The 20,143-nt window shown below is 69.8% G+C and carries 13 protein-coding genes; 9 read left to right on the top strand and 4 right to left on the bottom strand.

Translation table 11 applies throughout. From position 1 onward, the window contains the following. The first annotated feature begins 56 nt into the window (after positions 1-56). Complete coding sequence (locus ACFWV3_RS41805) at positions 57-1,217, top strand: MFS transporter (protein ID WP_382419511.1); 1,161 nt, start codon at positions 57-59, stop codon at positions 1,215-1,217. On the opposite strand, the gene ACFWV3_RS41800 is transcribed toward ACFWV3_RS41805, so the two are convergent. Beyond that, positions 1,147-2,745 carry an ABC transporter permease gene (locus ACFWV3_RS41800; RefSeq protein WP_382419510.1) on the bottom strand — a complete coding sequence of 533 codons (1,599 nt, stop codon included), beginning with the start codon at positions 2,743-2,745 and terminating at the stop codon, positions 1,147-1,149. The two genes, ACFWV3_RS41805 and ACFWV3_RS41800, sit on opposite strands and share 71 nt — an antisense overlap. Next, entirely contained in the window at positions 2,742-3,629 is an 888-nt protein-coding gene (locus ACFWV3_RS41795) for an ATP-binding cassette domain-containing protein (protein ID WP_382419509.1), read from the bottom strand. Before ACFWV3_RS41795 ends, ACFWV3_RS41800 begins: the two co-directional genes overlap by 4 nt. Before the next feature lie 83 nt (positions 3,630-3,712). Between ACFWV3_RS41795 and ACFWV3_RS41790 the strand changes: the two genes are divergently transcribed. Next, positions 3,713-4,204 (top strand): GbsR/MarR family transcriptional regulator, encoded by a 492-nt coding sequence (locus tag ACFWV3_RS41790; RefSeq protein WP_382419508.1) that lies wholly within the window; start codon positions 3,713-3,715, stop codon positions 4,202-4,204. A 59-nt stretch (positions 4,205-4,263) separates the two neighbouring features. Here the strand turns inward: ACFWV3_RS41790 and ACFWV3_RS41785 are convergent, their stop codons facing one another. Further along, positions 4,264-5,364, bottom strand: a complete 1,101-nt coding sequence (locus tag ACFWV3_RS41785) for a S1 family peptidase (protein ID WP_382419507.1) — start codon at positions 5,362-5,364, stop codon at positions 4,264-4,266. Between the two features lie 428 nt (positions 5,365-5,792). On the opposite strand from ACFWV3_RS41785, the gene ACFWV3_RS41780 reads away from it, so the two are divergent. The 3 genes from ACFWV3_RS41780 (at position 5,793) to ACFWV3_RS41770 (ending at position 8,392) form a co-directional block, all read left to right on the top strand. After that, entirely contained in the window at positions 5,793-7,571 is a 1,779-nt protein-coding gene (locus ACFWV3_RS41780) for a S8 family serine peptidase (RefSeq protein ID WP_382419506.1), read from the top strand. 91 nt (positions 7,572-7,662) lie between these two features. Continuing rightward, positions 7,663-7,905 carry an ATP-dependent Clp protease adaptor ClpS gene (locus ACFWV3_RS41775; RefSeq protein ID WP_382419505.1) on the top strand — a complete coding sequence of 81 codons (243 nt, stop codon included), beginning with the start codon at positions 7,663-7,665 and terminating at the stop codon, positions 7,903-7,905. Between the two features lies 1 nt (position 7,906). Continuing rightward, positions 7,907-8,392 (top strand): hypothetical protein, encoded by a 486-nt coding sequence (locus tag ACFWV3_RS41770; protein WP_382419504.1) that lies wholly within the window; start codon positions 7,907-7,909, stop codon positions 8,390-8,392. Here ACFWV3_RS41770 and mshC read toward each other — a convergent pair. Then, positions 8,389-9,627, bottom strand: coding sequence for a cysteine--1-D-myo-inosityl 2-amino-2-deoxy-alpha-D-glucopyranoside ligase (gene mshC, locus ACFWV3_RS41765; RefSeq protein ID WP_382419503.1), 1,239 nt, complete (start codon positions 9,625-9,627; stop codon positions 8,389-8,391). The genes ACFWV3_RS41770 and mshC overlap by 4 nt on opposite strands. Positions 9,628-9,863: 236 nt before the next feature. Between mshC and ACFWV3_RS41760 the strand changes: the two genes are divergently transcribed. From ACFWV3_RS41760 to ACFWV3_RS41745, 4 genes are read left to right on the top strand one after another with little or no spacing between them, the layout of a single operon-like run. Further along, positions 9,864-14,024 (top strand): glycoside hydrolase family 2 TIM barrel-domain containing protein, encoded by a 4,161-nt coding sequence (locus ACFWV3_RS41760; protein ID WP_382419502.1) that lies wholly within the window; start codon positions 9,864-9,866, stop codon positions 14,022-14,024. A 51-nt stretch (positions 14,025-14,075) separates the two neighbouring features. Next, positions 14,076-14,858 (top strand): slipin family protein, encoded by a 783-nt coding sequence (locus tag ACFWV3_RS41755; protein ID WP_382419501.1) that lies wholly within the window; start codon positions 14,076-14,078, stop codon positions 14,856-14,858. A 59-nt stretch (positions 14,859-14,917) separates the two neighbouring features. Further along, positions 14,918-18,817: an AAA family ATPase gene (locus ACFWV3_RS41750; protein ID WP_382419500.1), complete on the top strand. Its 3,900-nt coding sequence runs from the start codon at positions 14,918-14,920 to the stop codon at positions 18,815-18,817. After that, positions 18,814-20,139 (top strand): esterase/lipase family protein, encoded by a 1,326-nt coding sequence (locus ACFWV3_RS41745; RefSeq protein WP_382419499.1) that lies wholly within the window; start codon positions 18,814-18,816, stop codon positions 20,137-20,139. The genes ACFWV3_RS41750 and ACFWV3_RS41745 overlap by 4 nt, the downstream gene beginning before the upstream one ends. Positions 20,140-20,143: the final 4 nt, after the last annotated feature.

Here is a 20,143-nt window from a genome sequence, read left to right as displayed (position 1 = left end):
TAGCTGAGGCAAGCATCTCCGCCGCTCCCCCACTAGGGTGAGCGGCGGAGGTGTCTGTGGGCCGCTTGACCCGCGCCGGGTTGTACGCCGGTGCCCTGATCGGGCCGTTCGGCGGCGCCGTGACGACGTCGATCCTGCCGGAGATCGGCGGCAGCTTCGGCCGCTCACCGGGTGAGGCGGCGTCGACGCTGACGTACTACCTCGTGCCGTTCGCCGTGCTGATGCTCGTGTCCGGCACGCTGGCGCAGCGCTGGGGTCCACAACGGACGGTCCGGATCGCCTACATCGCCTACGCGGTCACGTCGTTGCTCGCCGCGTCCGCGTGGTCGTTCGAGGTGCTGCTGGCCTCGCGGGCGTTGCAGGGCGCGTCGAACTCGTTCACCACGCCGGTGCTGCTCGCGGTGATCGCCGCGTCGACGCCGAAGGAGAAGCTCGGGCGCGCGCTCGGGTTGTTCGGGTCGATGCAGGCGGCAGGGCAGACCTCCGCGCCGCTCGTCGGCGGGCTCACCGCCGAGATCGACTGGCGGCTGGCGTTCGTGGTGATCGCGGTCGTGGCCGTCGGGCTCGCCGTTCTCGGTGTGCCGCAGACCGATGCCGAACCCGAGCGCAACGCGAGCCTGCGCAGCGCGTTCGTGCCGAGCACCATCCGGCCCGCCGTCATCGCGTTCGTCGGCTGGGGCTGTCTGGGCGGGTTGTCGTTCCTCGTGGCGTTCCGGCTCGACGACGTGTTCGGGCTCGGCGCCGGCGAACGCGGGCTGCTGCTCACCGGGTTCGGCATCGTCGGGTTCCTGACCGCGCGGTACATCGGCAAGGCCATCGACCGGTTCGGCGCCACCACCATTGTCGTCGTCGGCTCGACGCTCGGCGGGGCGCTGATCGCCGCGGCGGGCACCTCGCCGTTCGCGGCGATGGTCGTCATCGCGTGGGCCCTGACCGGCGCGGCGGCGCAGGGCGTGCTGGTGAGCATCAACGCGCTGGTGCTGCAGAGCGAGAACGCCAACAGGGGTGGCAGCGTCAGCGTCGTGCAGTCGCTGCGCTTCATGGGCGCCGCCTCGGCCCCGTTGGCGTTCGTCCCGCTCTACCAGTCGCATCCGCTGCTGGGGTTCCTCGTCCCAGCGGCCCTGCTGATCCTCGTGCCGGCGGTCGTCACGTGGTCAGGTCGCGGCGCCGGAACCCGGCGAAGCCCGCAGCCAGGAGCACCACCGCCACCGCGGTGAGCCACGCCAGCGGCCCGAAGGTGATGTCCGGGTACTTCGGGACGTGGCTGAACGGCGACACGTCGATCACCCACTGGTCGAGCTGCAGCGCGGGCCCGAGCAGCGTGAGCACCAGCGCCCCCGACACCACCGCCCAGCTCACGCCCGTGAACTGCGGGAACACCCCGAACAGCAGCAGCGCCACGCCCGCGATCACCCACGCGGCCGGGAGCTGGACGAGAGCCGCGCCGAGCATCTTCGGCAGCTCGCCGCCGACGTCACCGATCTGCAGGCCGTACACCAGGCCCAGCCCGAGACCCGCGAACGCCAGCACGACCGCGCCGCCGGCCAGGGCGAACACCGCGTGCGACGCCACCCAGCCCCAGCGCGAGACCGGCGTGGCGAGCAGCGGCTCCGCGCGGAACGAGGTCTCCTCCGACCGCAGCCGCAGGACCGTCTGGACGAGGTAGATCGCCGAGATCAGGCCCACCAGCTGGGTGACGGTCGCGAAGAACGCGTCCACCATCGCGTCGGCGCCGCCGATCTGCTGCACGATCTGGCCGAGCGTCGGGTTGTCCTCCACCATCTGCCCGACCGCCTGCGCCACGCTGCCGTAGATCACGCCGACCAGGAACAGCGCGACCGACCAGCCGATCAGCGAGCCCTTCTGCAGCCGCCACGCCAGCCCGAACGGCGTGCCGATCGCACCCTCCGGCGGCCCGAGCCGGGTCGCGAACAGACCGAGCCCGACGTCGCGGCGCGTGACGATGTACGCCGAGACGCCGACCAGCGCCACGAACACCGCCAGCGCGATGCCGAGCACCCAGAACCTGTTGTCACCGAACGACCGCACGTTCTCGGTCCAGCCGATCGGCGAGAACCAGGTGAGCCACTGCGGCCCCGCCTCGCCCGCCGCGTCGCCCGCAGCGCGGATCATGTAGGTCACGCCGAGGAACCCGCCCGCGAGCGCGTTGGACACGCGGGAGTTCTCCGACAGCTGCGCCGTGAACGCGCTGACGCCGGTGAACACGAGCCCGACGCTCGCGGTGGACAGGCCGAACGCGAACGCGCCCGTCGCGTCCAGGTCCTTGCCGATCAGCGCCACCGCCTGCAGCACGCCGATCAGCAGGCTCGTGCCACCCGCGACGACCACCGCCGCGGCCAGCGGCGCGTGCCGGCCGACGACCGTCGCGCTGATGAGCTCGGTGCGGCCCGCTTCCTCCTCCGTGCGGGTGTGCCGGGTGACGACCAGCAGGGCCATGATCGCGATGAACAGGTCGGAGAACACGCCCCAGCGCCACACGACCAGGCCGCCGAGCGACGACCAGTCGTGCAACGGGCCGAGCAGCGCGAGGAACGCGGAGTTGGCGTTCGCGGTGGCGCCGAGCTGGGCCCGCGACTGCGGCGAGCTGTACAGCTCGGCGAGCGCGGTCGTCGTGGAGTAGGTGACGCCGACCAGGAACAGCACCCAGATCGGCAGCAGGATCCGGTCGCGGCGCAGCGCCAGTCGCACGAGCTGCCCGGTACCGATGAACGCGGTCCTGATCATTTCGCGTCCTCGTAGTGCCGCAGGAACAGCTCTTCCAGTGTGGGAGGCTGCGAGGTCAGCGTGCGCACGCCCGACGACACGAGCTGCTTGAGCACGGGGTCGAGCTTGTCCGAGTCGACCTCGAACTTGACGCGGTTGCCCTCGGCGACGAGGTCGTGCACGCCCGCCATCGACGCGAGCCCGTTCGGCGGCCCGGCGAGCTCGGCGGAGATCGACGTGCGGGTCAGGTGGCGCAGGTCGGCGAGCGTGCCGGTCTCGACGATGTGGCCGTTGCGGATGATCGACACGCGGTCGCAGAGCGCCTCGACCTCGGCGAGGATGTGGCTCGACAGCAGCACGGTGCGGCCGCGCTCGCGTTCGTCGTTGATGCAGTCCTGGAAGACGGCCTCCATCAACGGGTCGAGGCCGGAGGTCGGCTCGTCGAGGATGAGCAGCTCGACGTCGCTCGACAGGGCGGCGACCAGCGCGACCTTCTGCCGGTTGCCCTTGGAGTAGGTGCGGCCCTTCTTGCGCGGGTCCAGCTCGAACCGCTCCAGGAGCTCGGCGCGGCGGGCCTTGTCCAGGCCGCCGCGGAGCCGTCCGAGCAGGTCGATGACCTCGCCACCGGTCAGGTTGGGCCAGAGGTTGACGTCGCCGGGGACGTAGGCGAGGCGGCGGTGCAGTGCTGCCGTGTCCTTCCACGGGTCGCCGCCGAGCAGCCGCGCGGTGCCGGAGTCGGCACGCAGCAGGCCGAGGAGGATCCGGATCGTCGTCGACTTGCCGGACCCGTTCGGGCCGAGGAAGCCGTGCACCTCACCGGTCTGGACGTCCAGGTTCAGGTCGTCCAGTGCACGCGTCGGGCCGAAGGTCTTGACCAGGCCCGACACGGATATCGCAGATGTCATGGCCGGTAAGCTACACTTGTTTCACAAGTTCGTGAAGCGCGTAAATTTTGCCCGATCGGCTGACGAAAGGGGATGATGCCGCCGTGACGAGAGCTACGGAGCGTGACGCGCAGGCGGTGAGCCAGTTCGTCGAACGGTTCGGCGGGATTCTGGCGGACACCGGCGTGCCCCGCATGCCGGCTCGCATCCTCGCGGCGCTGCTGACGACGGACTCGGGACGGCTCACCGCAGCCGAGATCGCCGACCTGCTGCAGATCAGTCCGGCGGCGGTGTCGGGCGCGGTGCGCTACCTGACCACGGTCCAGATCGTCAGCCGCGAACGCGAGCCGGGATCCCGCCGCGACGTGTTCCGGATGCGCGACAACGTCTGGTACGAGACGACGTTGCGCAAGGACCAGATGCTGGTCCTGATCGACGAGGTGCTCAGCGAGGGCGTCGAGGCGCTCGGCGCGGACAGCGAGGCGGGCTCGCGGCTGGACGAGACGCGCGAGTTCTTCCGGTTCGTGCACGGTGAGCTCGGCTCGTTGCTCGACCGGTGGCGCGTGCACCGCGAGAAGTGGCTGGACGAGCGGTAGTCCTGAACGCACGACGAGGGGGAGCTTCCAGCGGAAGCTCCCCCTCGCCCTTCGGGTGATCAGCCCGTGGTGAGCGTCAGGCCGTACGCGTCGAGGATCTCGTTGACCGGCTGGAAGTAGGTCGTGCCGCCGCTGGTGCAGTCACCGGAGCCACCCGAGGTGACGCCCTGCGCCTCCGTGCCGCTGACCCACGAGCCACCCGAGTCACCGGGCTCCGCGCACACGTTCGTGCGCGTGAGGCCGCTGACCGAGCCCTCCTGGTAGTTCACCGTCTGGCTCTTCGCCTGGACCTCACCGCAGTGCCAGCCCGTGGTGGAGCCGGACCGGCAGATCGAGGCGCCGACCGCGGACTCGGCGTGACCCGACACGACGACGTCGCTGCCGCCGTAGTGGTTCACGTTCGCGGTCGGCGTCCACGACGAGTTGGCGCGGACGAACGAGTAGTCGTTGCCCGGGAAGGACGACTTCTCGAACTCGCCCAGCGCCGACTGGTCGGCGCCCGCGACCGAGTCACCGGGCGACCCGCAGTGACCGGCCGAGACGAACCCGCCGTCGACCGCGAAGCCGACCGAGCACCGTCCGGCGTTGTTGATGTAGTACGCGTCGCCGCCGCGGATGTCCTTCAACAACCGCGGGGCCTCGTCGGTCTCCACGACCTTCGCGACCGAGCCGGCCTTGTCCACCAACGCCTTCGCCGCGTTGGCCTGGCCGCGCTTGACCGTGATCGTGACCGCGTTCGCCTTCGTGTCGACGAACCAGCCGGTGACCTCGGCGGGAGCCGGCGACGCGTCGAGCTTCGCCTTGGCCGCGTCCAGGTCGGAGGCCTTGTGCGCGACCGTGCGGGGCTCCGCGCCGAGCTGCCGGAGCCGGTCGGTCTTGGCCGCGTCGGTCACGCCGACGACGAGCTTGCCGGTGGAGGCGTCGAACCACGCACCGCCGTAGCTGTCACCCGCGAAACCCTCCGCGACTCGCTGCAGGGCCGTGGCCGCGCTCTCCTGACGCAGCCGTTGCGCCGCCTGCACGGCGTCCAGTCCGAGGTCGCGCTGCATCGCGGCGAGCAGGTCGGCGGACGGTTGCGGTGCGGCGACGGCGACAGGGGAAACCGTCGTCGCGAGTGCACCCGTCAGCACGGCCACAGCCGCGACAGCCATGCGCTTCATAGGCAGTTCTCCTTGATCTTCGGTTTTGTGCAGGGCCGGTGTAACGCCGGACCGGGCAACCGCGATGAGGAGATCAGCTGTGCTGCAACACAGCTCGCACGACACCGGATGACATGGCGTCCCCAGGCGGTCGAACTGCCCGATCAGTTCGTTCCTCCGTTTGGGCGACGCTATGTCGTGCTGCCTACCGGCCGGTAGGGCCGATCGAGGGTGGATCTTTCGGCGTCGAAGTTGATATAGGCGACGAAAATGCGTCCGCTCGGTCTATTTCGTGACACAGAGCGACCAATCGGACTTTCACGAAACGTCAAATCTGTCAAGAGTTCGCATCCGACGGCGTATCCCTCTGACCTGCGGCGCAGGTCTACCGTGCTGGTCACCCTGTTCCCTGCACGAGGGAGAACCCTGCAATGCGAAGAGTCTTGGGTATGGGACTCACCGCCGCGGCCGCCGTCTGTCTGGCCGCCGCCGTGGTGCCCGCCGCGTCAGCTCAAGAAAACGTGGGGACGATTCTCGGCGCCGACCGCGCCGACGTCGTGAAGGACAGCTACATCGTCTCGCTGAAGGCCGACACGGCGTCGAGGGCCGCCGCGCCGGGCCTGGCGAGCAAGTACGGCGGCCAGGTCGGCCAGGTCTGGCAGCACGCGCTCAACGGCTTCTCGGTGAAGATGACGGCCCAGCAGGCCGCCAAGCTCGCCGCGGACCCCAAGGTCGCGTACGTCCAGCAGGACGCCGAGATCCACATGCTCGACGTGCAGCAGAACCCGCCGTCCTGGGGTCTGGACCGCGTCGACCAGCGCGACCTGCCGCTGAGCAACAGCTACCAGTACGACACCACGGCGTCGAACGTGACGGCGTACGTGATCGACACCGGTGTGCGCACGACGCACTCCACGTTCGGCGGCCGCGCCACGTGGGGCACCAACACCTCCGGTGACGGCAACAACTCCGACTGCAACGGCCACGGCACGCACGTCGCCGGCACCATCGCGGGCTCGCAGTACGGCCTCGCGAAGGGCGCCAAGATCGTCGCGGTCAAGGTCCTGAACTGCTCCGGCTCCGGCACCACCGCCGGCGTCGTCAGCGGCATCGACTGGGTGACGGCGAACGCGGTGAAGCCCGCCGTCGCCAACATGTCGCTCGGCGGTGGCGCCGACTCCACCCTCGACGCGGCCGTGCGTCGTTCCATCGCCTCCGGCGTGACCTACGCGATCGCGTCCGGCAACTCGAACACCGACGCCTGCAGCACCTCGCCCGCACGCGTCACCGAGGCGATCACCGTCAACGCGTCGACCAACACCGACGCGCGCGCCTCGTTCTCGAACTACGGCTCCTGCACGGACATCTACGCGCCGGGCCAGAACATCGTGTCGTCGTGGAACACCAACGACACCGCGACGAACAACATCTCCGGCACCTCGATGGCCACCCCGCACGTCGCGGGCGCGGCGGCCCTGTGGCTCGCCACGCACCCGACCGACTCCCCCGCCGCGGTGTGGTCGGGCCTGGACGCGGCCTCGACCCCCAACAAGATCAGCAACGTCGGCGCCAACACGCCGAACAAGCTGCTCTACACCCTGTGGGGCGGCGGCCAGCCCGGCAGCCCCTCGGTGAGCAACCCCGGCACGCAGACCTCGACGGTCGGCACCGCGGTCTCGCTGCAGCTCTCGGCCTCGGGCGGCACCTCGCCGTACACCTGGTCCGTCAGCGGCCTCCCGGCCGGCCTGTCGGCGTCCTCCTCTGGCGCCATCTCCGGCACGCCGACCACCGCGGGCACCTCCGCGGTGACCGCGACGGTGACCGACTCGGCCGGCCAGTCCGGCACCGCGACCTTCTCGTGGGTCGTGAACGAGATCGGCGGCAACTGCGACGCCAAGACCAACTCCACCCCGGCCTCGATCCCGGACCTGGGCACCGTGACCAGCACGATCGTGGTCTCCGGCTGCGCGGGCAACGCCTCGGCCAGCGCGTCGATCAAGGTTTCGATCACGCACACCTACAAGGGCGACCTGGTGGTCGACCTGCTCGCGCCCGACGGCTCGGTCTACAACCTGCACAACCGGACCGGCGGCTCGGCCGACAACATCAACGAGACCTACACGAAGGACCTCTCCTCGGAGGCGGCCAACGGCACCTGGACGCTGCGCGTGCGCGACGCGGCGTTCCTGGACACCGGCACGCTGAACAGCTGGACGCTCGACGTGTGATCCGTTGTCGCTGAACGAACCGCCCCCGGTGCTTCCGCCTCGGGGGCGGTTCCCTTCGCGGTCCCCTGTGGTCGTCGCGCATACTCTGCGCGTGGCTCCCGTGGAGAGATGGCAGGTCGTCGTGCACAACGACGACCACAACCTGTTCGCCGTCGTGCACCACCTGATGCGCAAGGTGTGCGGTGCGAACGACGCCGTCGCGCGGGAGAAGACCAACGAGATTCACCGCAAGGGCCGGTCGGTGGTCGGTGAGTACGGCAGCCGTGACGAGGCCGAGGCGGTCGCGCTGAGCCTGGTCAGGTTCGGCCTGCACGCCGAGCTCGGGAAGGTCTGAGGTGGAGGAGCCTGTCTACCTCGTGGTCGCGATGGGCGACGGCCTGCTCATGCGGGCATCGGATCCGTTCGTCGCCTCCGCGCTGCCCGTGCTGGACGAGCTGATCGCCCTGTTGGACGACGACGTGGTGCCGGGGCAGCGCGAGAAGCGGTTCTGGCGCGCTCCCACCGCCGAAGCCCTGATGCGGCGGATGTTCCCCGACGTGTCCGGCTCCGCCGCCGAAGCGGACGCGTTCTGGGAACGCCACCGGCACGTGCTGACCGACTCCGGGCCGGCGCGGCGCGTACGCGAGCGCTGCACGGAGCCGACCCCGTGGCTGATCGGGTTCGACGAGGTCGACGACTGGCTCGTCGCCTTCGCCCAGCTGCGGGGTCTGCACCGGACGCGGACCGGAGTGACGACGGCCAGCGCCCAGTCGTTCAGCGGCGTGCAGTACGCACTGGTGACGGCCCTCGAACCGAGGACCGCCACCGGATGGCCGATCTAGAGCTCCACACCCAAAAGCGCGTCCACAGCCGTACGAACCTGAGAAGGCCCGTGCCGATCCACCCCACCATGCGCCAACGCCTCATCCGCCCAAGCGTCGAGAGCGGCCAACGCGCGCGGAGTGTCGAGGTCGTTGCCGAGGTGGTCACGCAACCGAGTGACGGTGTCCACAGCGGACGGTCCGGAGTCCAGTGCGGCCGCACGGCGCCACTTGTCCAGCCGGGCCAGCGCCGAGTCGAGCAACGACTGCGACCACGGGCGGTCCGAGCGGTAGTGGCCCGCGAGCAGGGCCAGACGGATCGCGTTCGGGTCGACCTTCTCCGCGCGCAGCTTCGAGACGAAGACCAGGTTGCCGCGCGACTTCGACATCTTCTCGCCGTCGAGGCCGATCATGCCCGCGTGCACGTAGTGGCGGGCGAACGGGTGCTCGCCGGTCTGGGCCTCGGCGTGCGCGGCCGAGTACTCGTGGTGCGGGTAGATCAGGTCGGAGCCGCCGCCCTGCACGTCGAAGCCCATGCCCAGGCGGTTGTGGGCGATGGCGCTGCACTCGATGTGCCAGCCGGGGCGGCCCTCGCCCAGCTCGGACGGCCAGGAGGGCTCGCCGTCGCGCTTCATGCGCCACAGCAGCGCGTCGAGCGGGTGGCGCTTGCCGGGGCGGTCCGGGTCGCCGCCGCGTTCGGCGAACAGCCGCAGCATCTCCTCGGCCGAGTAGTTCGACTCGTAGCCGAAGCGGCCCGTGGCGTCGTGCGCGAAGTAGACGTCCGGGTACTCGCTGTCGTCGACGCGGTAGGCGTGGCCGTCGGCCACCAGCTTCGCGACCACCTCGACGATCTCCGGGATGGCCTCGACGATGCCCACGTAGTCCTGCGGCGGCAGGACGCGCAGGGCCTCCATGTCCTCGCGGAACAGGGCGGTCTCGCGCATGGCGAGCACGACCCAGTCGTCCTTGTCGCGCAGAGCGCGCTCCAGGAGCGGGTCGTCGACGTCGGTGACGTTCTGCACGTAGTGCACGTTGTGCCCGTTGTCGAGCCACACGCGGTGCACGAGGTCGAACGCCAGATAGGTGGCGGCGTGGCCGAGGTGCGTCGCGTCGTACGGCGTGATGCCGCAGACGTACAACCTGGCGGTGTCTCCTGGAGCCGTGGGGCGCACTTCGCCCGTAGCCGTGTCGAACAGCCGCAGCGGGCGGGGGTCCCCCGGAACCCGCGGCACAGGAATCGATGACCAGGTCTGCATGCTTCCGACACTAACGCGTGCCGCCGGATGGAGTGCGTTTTCCGGCTGTTGGGACGACCACGCCGGACACGTCGAGACAGAAAGATCGGACATTCGTTGACGACGTTGTCAGGGCGCCCCTAGCTTCCGAAGGCATGCTTCGTGTCGTCGTAGCCACGGTGGTAGCGCTCTCACTCTCCCCTGCAACCGCACACGCGGAATCCCTGGATGCGTTGGCATATCTGGAGAACCCCAGAATGACCGGCGAGAACCAGGAACCCCCGCACCCCGATCTGAAGCCCGAGAAGCGCCTGAGCCTCAACGGCGACTGGCGCATCCGGATGTTCGACAGGCCGGAGGACGTCAGGGACACCCCGGACGGGTGGCGCACGGTCAAGGTCCCCCACACGTGGCAGACCGACTTCCTCGACCACCCGATGTTCCGCAACATCCCCACCGAGATGTACCCGGACGCCCCGCCGGCGATCCCGCGCGACGTCAACCCCACCGGCGTCTACGAGAAGACATTCGACCTGCCCGCGGACTGGGACCGCACGCTGGTCCGCTTCGAGGGCGTGACCAGCGGCTACCTCGTCTGGGTCAACGGCACGTACGTCGGCTACGACCAGGGCGGCTACACGCCCGCCGAGTTCGACATCACGAGCAAGCTCAAGCCCGGCCGCAACACCCTGAAGCTCCAGGTCCACCGCTGGTCGGCGGGCTCGCACCTGGAGGACTACGACCAGTGGCGGTTCTCCGGCATCTTCCGCGAGGTCTGGCTCTACTCGACGCCGAAGACCTACCTCCAGGACGTGACGATCAAGACCGACCTGGACGCCCAGTACCGCGACGCCACCATCAACACCGACGTGCGGATCGGCGGACCGCAGGAGGGCCACACCGTCCGGACCAGGCTCTTCGACCCGCAGGGTCGTGAGGTGAAGATCGACGGCGGCAAGGTCGCCAACCCGTTGAAGTGGACCGACGAGACCCCGAACGTGTACGAGCTCAAGATCGAGCTGCTGAAGAACGGCCGCGTCGTCCAGACCGGCAAGCAGCCCGTGGGCTTCCGCAAGATCGAGATCATCGACAAGCAGCTCAAGATCAACGGCAAGCGCGTCCTGTTCCGCGGTACCAACCGGGCCGAGACGAGCGTGCACGGCAGCCGCTACGTCACCCGCGCCGACCAGGAAAAAGACGTCGAGCTGATGAAGAAGCTCAACATCAACGCCGTCCGCACCTCGCACTACCCGAGCGACCCGTACTTCTACGAGCTCGCGGACCGCACCGGCCTGATGATCGACGACGAGGTCGACATCGAGACCCACCACCACGACGGCTGCCCGACCAACTGCCTGGCCGAGCGCCCGGAGTGGCAGGACGCGTTCCAGGACCGCTTCGTCGCCATGATGCAGCGCGACAAGAACCACCCCAGCGTGATCATGTGGGACACCGGCAACGAGGCGGGGCTCGGCAAGGCCCACTACACGATGGCCGAGTACGCCCGCGCCCACGACACCCGCCCGCTCTACCACCAGCCGAACGTGCCCGACGGCGACGCTCCGTTCGCCGACGTCGCCGGACCGCGCTACCCCTCGCCCGCGAGCCTCGAGGCCAAGGCGAGGACGACCACCAAGCCGATCATCATGGGCGAGTACGCGCACGCCATGGGCAACAGCCTCGGCAACTTCCAGGAGTTCTGGGACGTCGTGCGCGCCTACCCGCAGGTGCAGGGCGGCTTCATCTGGGACTGGGCCGAGCAGAACATCGCCCTGCCCCTCTACACGACACCCGACGACGCCAACGGCATCCTCTCGTACCTCTCCGGCAAACCGTCCCGGGTGGACGGACCGCACGGGAAGGCGTTGCAGCTCAGCGGTCTCGACGACTTCGTGGAGGTCTACCGCGACCGCAAGCTCGACGAGGTGAGCGACGGCCTCACGCTCGACGCCTGGGTCAAGCCGGACACGTGGACCGGTGACTTCACGGTCATCGCGAAGGGCGACCACCAGTACGCGCTGAAGATGTCCAACTCCACCACGCTGGAGTTCTTCATCCACAGCGGCACCTGGCGCGCCGTCCGGGCGACGGTCCCCGCCGACTTCTACGGCAACTGGCACCGCGTCACCGGCACGTTCGACGGCACCAAGCTGCGCCTGCTGATCGACGGGAAGGAGGCCGCCACCGCGGACTTCACCGGCACGGTCGACTGGTCGCACTGGCCGGTCAACATCGGCCGCAACTCGGAGACCATGCAGGAGAACGTCGGCACCCGGATGGCCCACGGCGCCATCGACCAGGTCCGCGTCTACCACCGCGCCCTGACCGAGGCGGAGCTGGCGCAGGACCCGAAGAAGACCGCCGTCCTGGCGCTGGACTTCGAGAAGCTGGAGGACAAGGGCCGCAAGGAGTTCTACGGCGCGGGCACCGGTGGCGTCGACGGCCTGGTGTGGGCGGACCGCAGGCCGCAGCCCGAGACCACCGAGCTGATGGCGGTCCACTCCCCCATCCGCTTCTCCTTCGCCGGCGGCAAGCTCACGATCGTCAGCGAACGCCAGTTCACCGGCACCGACGACCTCGAGCTGCGCTGGGAGGTCCAGGACAACGGCCGCACGGTCGCCCAGCACCGCGGCAGGCTCCAGCCGGGCACGATCGCGTTGCCGGACTTCAGCGCCCCGACCGAGCGCTTCCTGACCGTCCGCGCGGTCGACCGCAGGGGCGACGACGTCGGCATCGGCCAGTTCCCGCTGGGCGGCACGCAGGTCACCGGCCTGCACACGACCGGCTTCCCCGGCAAGCTCACCACCACCGAGACCGGCACCGAGGTCGTGGTGTCGGGCAGGGACTTCCGCTACGTCGTCAGCAAGTCCTCCGGCACGCTCACGTCCATGCGCGTGCGCGGCACCGAGCTGATCAAGGCGGGCCCGGAGCTCGACGCCTGGCGCGCGCCGCTGTCGAACGAGTTCCAGAGCGAGGACACCCCCTGGTACCGCAACGGCCTCGACCGGCTCAGGACCACGCCCTCGAGCGTCACGGTGGCGCAGTCGGGCGCCGACACGGTCATCACGGCGAAGTCCACGGCCCAGGCGGTGCAGAACGCGTCGTTCGGCCAGACCTTCACCTACCGGATCACCGGTGACGGCGAGATCCACGTCGGCCACCGGGTCGCGGCGCAGGACCGCATGCGCGACCTGAGCTACCTGCCCGGCATCGGCTTCACGCTCAAGGTGCCGCAGGACTACCAGAAGTTCTCCTGGTACGGCCGCGGTCCCGGCGAGAACTACGACGACCGCAAGGCCGGCAACCCGGTCGGCGTCTACCAGTCCACCGTGGACAGGGAGTTCAACGACTACTACAAGCCGCAGGACTACGGCAACCACGCCGACACGCGCTGGGCGGCGCTGTCCAACGGCCGCGCGGGCGTGCTCGTCGCGGGTGACCTCGACGTGCGGGTCTCGCAGTACGACGACCTGGACCGCGCCGCGTACCCGTTCGCGCTCAAGAAGAACGACGGCTGGACCACCCTGCACGCGGCACATCGCGTGACGGGCGTGAGCGAGACGTTCCACGAGCCGCTGCCGCAGTACCAGGTCGAAGCGGGCAACGAGTACGCGTACTCCGTGCTGCTGCGCCCGCTCACGCCCGTGGAAGCCGCCACGGGCAAGCTCGGCAACCGGGTGGACTGCGCGCCCGTCGCCGAGCTGAGGGCCGCCGACACCGCGCTGGAACCGGGTGAGCAGGTCGAGGCGGACCTGGTCGTCACCCAGCCCTGCCCCGGCACCACGACGGCGAGGCTGACCGCACCGGACGGCTGGTCGGTGTCGCCCTCGACGGCCGGCCTGTCGACCGGCTCCGCGAAGGTGACGATCAAGCGCGACGGCGGGCCGACCGGCACCCGTTCGGTGTTCGTCGAGGTGACCTCCGGCAAGGGCGTCTCCACCCTGACGAAGGACTTCACCGCGACGCCCCGTGCGCCGCAGGGCGAGGCTCAGGTCTCCGCGCTGGACTTCCTCGACGTGCGCAACGGATGGGGCCCGGTCGAACGCGACACCAGCAACGGCGAGGAGCAGGGCGGGGACGGCCTGCCGATCAGCATCAGGGGCGCGAAGTTCGACCGTGGCGTAGGCGTGCACCCCGACTCGGAGTTCCAGGTCTACACGGGCGGGAAGTGCTCGACGCTGACCGCCACGATCGGTGTCGACGACGAGACGAACGGGGAGGGCACCGTCCGGTTCGAGGTGCTCACGGACGGACAGTCCGTGTACCAAAGCCCTGTGCTGTCAGGACAAAGCGCCGCTGTACCGATCACGGTGGACACGAGTGGAGCAACGGTCGTGACGTTCCGGGCCACAGACGGAGGTGATGGCAACGCCCACGACCACGCCGACTGGGCGAACCCGGTCCTGACCTGTGCGTAGAGGCGTACCGTTGGAGATCAAGGGCATTCGCCGGTCGAAGGGCGGGGTCTCATGGTCTTCTTCGAAATCCTCGGCGGGCTCGTCGCGCTCGGAGGCCTCGGCCTCGCCATGAGCGCGCGGGTCATCAAGCAGTTCGAACAGGGACTGGTGTTCCGGTTCGGCAAGCTGCAGCAGGGCGTGCGCGGGCCGGGGCTGACGATGCTGATCCCGGGGGTCGACCAGCTCCGCAAGGTCAACCTCCAGATCGTCACCCTGCCCGTGCCGGCCCAGGACGGCATCACGCGCGACAACGTCACCGTGCGCGTCGACGCCGTCGTGTACTTCAAGGTGCAGGACCCGGCGAAGGCCGTCGTCAACGTCGAGGATTACCGGTTCGCGATGTTGCAGGTGGCGCAGACGTCGTTGCGGTCGATCATCGGCAAGAGCGAGCTGGACGACCTGCTGTCCAACCGCGAGCACCTGAACCAGGGGCTGGAGCTGATGATCGACACGCCCGCGCTCGAGTGGGGCATCGACATCGACCGGGTCGAGATCAAGGACGTGGCGCTGCCGGAGAGCATGAAGCGCTCGATGTCGCGGCAGGCGGAGGCCGAACGCGAACGCCGCGCGCGCATCATCACCGCGGACGGCGAGCTGCAGGCGTCCAAGAAGCTCTCCGAGGCGGCCGGGACGATGGAGCAGACACCGGGCGCGCTCCAGCTGCGGCTCCTGCAGACCATCGTGGAGGTGGCGGCGGAGAAGAACTCGACGCTGGTGCTGCCGTTCCCCGTGGAGCTGCTGAGGTTCCTGGAGAAGAACACGAACCTCGAGCTGCCGAAGGACTCGGCCGAATGAGGTACCCCGCGTAACGACCCCCTGCGCCGGACGACGTCCGTGCAGGGGGTTGGTGAGGCATGCAGGACAGGGTCAGAGGCAGGTTCGTCGGCATCGGCGTCGGCTCGTACGAGCTGGTGCAGCCGCTGCAGCACGCCGTGAGCGACGTGCGGGAGCTGCGCGCCCTGCTCAAGGGGTACGACGGCGAGCCACTGGCCGACCCGACCGAGGCCGAGGTCCGCGAGCACATGAAGGCGCTGCGCCGGCAGCCGCAGGACGGCGGCGCGCTGGTGGCGTTGTGGAGCGGGCACGCCATCCCCGTCGCGGGCAACCTCAGGCTGCTGGCCAGGGACAACGACGGCGCGGTCGACGGCATCATGCTGCACGAGTTCGCGCTGTGGTGCGCCGCGTCGGGCGCCCACCAGGTGCTGATCGTCGTCGACGCCTGCTACTCCGGCGCCCAGCTCGACGAGGCCGTGCGCACGGTCGCCGCCGTGCAGGAGGAGCTGCTGGCCGGGCAGGTGCACTGGGCGGGCGTGCTGGTGTCGTGTTCGAGTGTCGAAACGGCCCGTGACGGGTTGTTCGGCGGTCAGCTGCGCAAGCTGCTGCGTGCCGGCCCCACAGCGGTGGAGGACGCACGGCGGTGGAGCGACCGCACGGCGTTGGTCGACGGTGGTGCCGTGGGGACGGCGTTGCTGAATGCGTGGGACAGCGAAGTCCAACGGCCGCGCTTCATGCAGTACGGCTCCGCGCAGCCGATGCTGCCCAATCCGCTCTACGCCGCGGGCACGGTCGTGAAGCACCTCCTGCTCGCGGCGCGCGGCGGTGACTCGGCGGACAACCGGTCGTGGTTCACCGGCCGCACCGCGCAGGTCGACAAGGTCGTGAGCTGGGTGAGGTCCGGGACGGCCGGTCTGCGCGTGGTCACGGGGTCGCCCGGCACCGGCAAGTCGGCGGTGGTCGGCCGGGTGGTGAGCCTGTCGAACTCCGCGGAACGGGACCTGCTGCTGACCGCCGGGTCGTCGTTCCGGCACGCCGATCCCGGGCCGGACTCCGTCGACGCCGCCGTGCACGCCCGCGCGATGGACGCCGACCGCGTTGCGGACCTGCTCAGCCGCCAGCTCGTCGGCGCGGGCCTGATCGCCCCTCCTGACGGACCGCGACGCGGTGCCGCCGAACTGGTCGGCGCGGTCAGCGCTCTGACCACTCCCCCGGTGCTCATCGTCGACGGCCTGGACGAGGCGCGCGGGGAGTCGTTCTCGATCGCCACGTCGCTGCTGACCAAGCTCGCCGGGTACGCCGTCGTGATCGTCTCGACCCGCCAGGCGCACCGGGTCGCGGGTGGCGCGCCGCTGCTGACCGAGCTGTCGCCGGTCGAGGTGCTCGACCTCGACGACGCAGACGACGACGCGGACGTCCGCGACTACGTGCTGGCACGGCTGGGTTCCCGCGTCCCGCAGTCCACTGTGGACGAACTGGCGAAGCTGCCGTTCCTGACCGCGTGGATGATCACCGACCAGCTGCTCGAAGACGGTGGCGTGGACTTCAAGCTGTCGCTGGACGCGGCATTCGACCGCGAGCTGGCGAAGGTGCCCTCGGCCCGTGCGTTGCTGACGGCGCTGACGTGGAGCTTTGGCGCGGGCTTCCCGGAGGAGGAGTGGCGCGTCGTCGCCGAAGCGTTGTCGGGCGGGAAGTTCAGCCGTGAGGACGTCACGGCCGTGCTCACCGAACTGGGCCGTCACATCGTGCAGGACGGCGAGGAGGGCACGGCGGTCTTCAAGCTCACGCACCAGACGTTCGCGGACCACCTGCGCCCGCAGTTCGCGCCGAGCCGCGACGAGGTGTTCGCGCCGGGTGCGGAGACGGTCGCGTGCGCCCTGATCTCGTTGTACCAGCAGCGGATCGAGGCCGGCGTTCCGCCGAACGCGCCGGGCTACCTGTGGAAGTACGCGTGGCGGCACTGCGGGCATGCCGGTACGCAGGCGTTGGACGGGCTGCGCGCGCTCGCGGTGATGAACCCGATGTTGTTGCCGGACATCGCTCTCGCAACGACGACGGCGGCCAACGAGCTGATGCACTGGGGTCGCGGCGACGAGGCCATCGCACCGTTCGAGGAGGCCGCCGAACACTTCCGCGCTCTCGTGCCGACGTTGCGGATGTACTTGGCGGACCTGGCTTTCGTGCTCAACAAGCTCGGCCGGCGGTTCCGCGAGGCCGGCCGGTTGCAGCAGGCCGTGGCGCCCGCGGAAGAAGCTGTGGTCCGGTACCGCGAGCTGGTCGCGTCAACCCCGACGACCGCGGAAAGCCTGACGCACAAAAGGCTGGCGCAACGCATCGCGAAGTCGGCGACGCACGGCAGCGACAACACCACGTACTCGGCGCACCTCAGTGGCGCGTTGGTGGACCTGAGCGAGGTCTACGCGATGCTCGGGCGTAGGACCGAGTCGCTGTCGACCGCTCGCGACGCCGTAGCCGTCGTCGACACCGATGCACCACTTGCGCGCGCCATGACCGCTCTCGCGGCGCGGTGCAGCGAGACCGGCCGTCGCTACGAGGCCATGCAACGCTCGAAGCAGGCCGTCGAGCTGTACTTCTCCCTCGCGCAGACGAACCCGGTGTTCCTCGCCGACCTCGTCACCGCGCAGGTCGAGCTGAGCCGCGACTACCTGGCCCTCGGCCGGCTTTCCGACGCCGACCGCACGACTCAGCAGGCCGCGGAGATCAGCGGCACGCTCGGCCGGCACGCCGCGTTCCGCCCGCAGCTCGCCGACGCGGCGCTGAGCCTGAGCGTCGCCTACAGCCTGGTCGACCGCACCGAAGCGGCCCTCACCGCGGCACGGCAGGCCGCCGACCTCGCCGACGGGCTGCGGGTCCACGCCCAGGCGCTGCACAACCTGATGCGGCGCCAACGCGACGCGGACAAGGACCGAGAGGCGCTCGCGACCGGGCTGCGGACCGTCGAGGTGTGCCTGCTGCCGGAGAGCTCCGACCGGCTGTCGACGCTGGCGGCCGCGTTGTTCACGATCGACACGATCTGTGCGGGCCTGGGACAGCCGGAGATCGTCGACGAGACCTGGGACCGGGTCACCGCGCGGTTCACCGGCCCGCACCTCGCCACGTTGCTGATGCTGCGCGCGGCGGCGACCAGGCCCGGCGACCCGGCGGCGGCGAAGTGGCTGTGCCAGGCGCTGACGCACGTGGGCCAGTCGCGGCAGGCGATCCACGACGTGCACGACATCGCCCGCCGCCACCACGACTCGGGCCCGTGGCCGTGGGACTCCGTCCCGGACTGGCTGACGGTGGACCGCGGGCTGCTGAAGACCGCGCGCGCGTGGGTGTTCGCGCGGTCGTACGCCGAGGAGCGCGCGATCCTGGTCGAGCATCCCGAGCTGTTGTCGACGGACGCCGACGTCGCGGTCACCGAGGCGTTGTACGGGACGAGCCTGATCGAGGCGCAGGTCATCCAGTCGCGCCGGACGACCGCGCAGCAGCAGGGGGTGGCGCTCGCGTACCGGCCGTGGTTGCTGGCCAGCCTCGCGGACGAGTTCGTCGACGCGACGCCCGCCCGTCGTCGCGAACTGCTCGCCACGCGCCGGGAAGAGCTGCTGGACAAGGAAGTCCTCAAGAACGTGCGCGACAACCGGCCCGTGCAGGCGTTGCTGCTGCTCGCGGTCGAGGACGCCGACGTGGTCGACCTCGTGCTGGAGGCGCTGGAAGACCCCGCACGGGTCGTGGAGGTCCTGCGTGGCTTGGCCGGTACCGCGTCACCGCAGGCACTCACGCAGGCCGTGACTGCGTTGGAACCGCACGCGTTGGCGGCGCTCTACAAGGCGGTAGCGCGCGCTCGGGCCGGTGACACGCGATGGGCGTTGCCGGCGCCGGACCAGCGCCTGAAGTGGATCCGCGAGCTGACCTACCTGGTGCCCGCGGACCCGAAGCTGCTCACCCTCATCCGCACGCTCGCCGAGGAGTCCAGATGAGCGATCTCGTCGTCGTCCTGCCCGGCATTCTCGGCAGCACGTTGCGCGACAAGGACGGCATGGTCTGGGAGGTGTCGGGCAAGGCCGCGTTGCGCGCGGTGCTGTCGCTGGGCCGCAGCCTCCAGCGGCTCAAGCTCCCGGCCGGCATCGGCGACGAGCACCCCGGCGACGGCGTCGAGCCCGTGGCGTTGATGGCCGACCTGCACGTCATCCCCGGCATCTGGACGCCGCTGAAGGGCTACGACCGGGTGACGCGGCGGATGAACTCGCTCGGCTACAGCGTCGAGAAGGGCAACCTCGTCCTGTTCGCCTACGACTGGCGGCTGTCGAACCGCTACAACGGCGCGCTGCTGGCCCGGCGGGTGGACGAGGCGCTGGACCGGATCGGCCAGGACGCCAGGGTGAGCTTCGTGTGCCACTCGATGGGCGGGCTGGTCGCGCGGTGGTGCATCGAGCAGTGCGGGATGGCCGAGCGCACCGACAAGCTGATCACGATGGGCACGCCGTACCGCGGCGCCGCGGCCGCGTTGGACCAGCTGGTCAACGGCGTGCGGAAGGGTCTCGGGCCGTTGGCGGTCGACCTCACGGAGTTCTCGCGGTCGATGCCGTCGCTGCACCAGCTGCTGCCGGAGTACGCGTGCATCGAGTCGCCGGGTGGCCTGCTCAAGACCACCGAGGTGGCACTGCCCGAGCTCGACACGAAGATGGTCGCGGACGCGATGGCGTTCCACGGCGCGTTGACCGACACGTTCGCCGACAAGACGTACGCGATCATCGGCGGTAAGCAGCCCACGGCAACGACGGCGCGTATCGCGGACGGCAAGGCGACCTGCTACCGGACGTACGAGGGCGACGACCTGTACGGCGACGCGACCGTGCCGATGGTCGGTGCTGCCCGGCGTGGGCTGGCGTTGTCGTCGAACACGCTGCACCGGGTGACCGAGCAGCACACGTCGTTGCAGGACAACGCGGCGGTGCTGGACGCCGTGGAGTCGTTCCTGACCGCGAAGACGATCATCCCGCGCAACGTCACGACGACGGAACCGCAGGTCAGCGTGCCCGATCTGGTGCTCACCGGGGAGACGCTGGAGGTCACCGTCGAACTGCGCGACACCACCCCGCGTGCGTTGAAGGTCGCGTTGCTCGACGAGAACGGCAAACAGGTCGAATCGCGCAGTCCGGCGATTTCCGAGAGCATGGCGATCAAATTCGACGAATTGCCTCCCGGCGCCTATTACGTGCAGGTCAGCGGCATTTCGGTGGGTGCTCCGGTGGTCCCGGTGACCTCCGCGGTGCTCGCCATGGATTGCCCCGCGGTCTGACCGG

Source organism: Lentzea sp. NPDC059081 (assembly GCF_042738015.1).
Classification (GTDB): domain Bacteria; phylum Actinomycetota; class Actinomycetes; order Mycobacteriales; family Pseudonocardiaceae; genus Lentzea.
This window is presented reverse-complemented; position numbering and strand designations above follow the sequence as displayed.

What these genes read in the sequence shown, in the direction of transcription:
- ACFWV3_RS41800 (WP_382419510.1), bottom strand. Translation starts at nt 2,745, where the DNA reads ATGATCAGGACCGCGTTCATCGGTACCGGGCAGCTCGTGCGACTGGCG.
- ACFWV3_RS41745 (WP_382419499.1), top strand. Translation starts at nt 18,814, where the DNA reads ATGAGCGATCTCGTCGTCGTCCTGCCCGGCATTCTCGGCAGCACGTTG.
- ACFWV3_RS41795 (WP_382419509.1), bottom strand. Translation starts at nt 3,629, where the DNA reads ATGACATCTGCGATATCCGTGTCGGGCCTGGTCAAGACCTTCGGCCCG.
- ACFWV3_RS41785 (WP_382419507.1), bottom strand. Translation starts at nt 5,364, where the DNA reads ATGAAGCGCATGGCTGTCGCGGCTGTGGCCGTGCTGACGGGTGCACTC.
- ACFWV3_RS41755 (WP_382419501.1), top strand. Translation starts at nt 14,076, where the DNA reads ATGGTCTTCTTCGAAATCCTCGGCGGGCTCGTCGCGCTCGGAGGCCTC.
- mshC (WP_382419503.1), bottom strand. Translation starts at nt 9,627, where the DNA reads ATGCAGACCTGGTCATCGATTCCTGTGCCGCGGGTTCCGGGGGACCCC.
- ACFWV3_RS41780 (WP_382419506.1), top strand. Translation starts at nt 5,793, where the DNA reads ATGGGACTCACCGCCGCGGCCGCCGTCTGTCTGGCCGCCGCCGTGGTG.
- ACFWV3_RS41750 (WP_382419500.1), top strand. Translation starts at nt 14,918, where the DNA reads ATGCAGGACAGGGTCAGAGGCAGGTTCGTCGGCATCGGCGTCGGCTCG.
- ACFWV3_RS41760 (WP_382419502.1), top strand. Translation starts at nt 9,864, where the DNA reads ATGACCGGCGAGAACCAGGAACCCCCGCACCCCGATCTGAAGCCCGAG.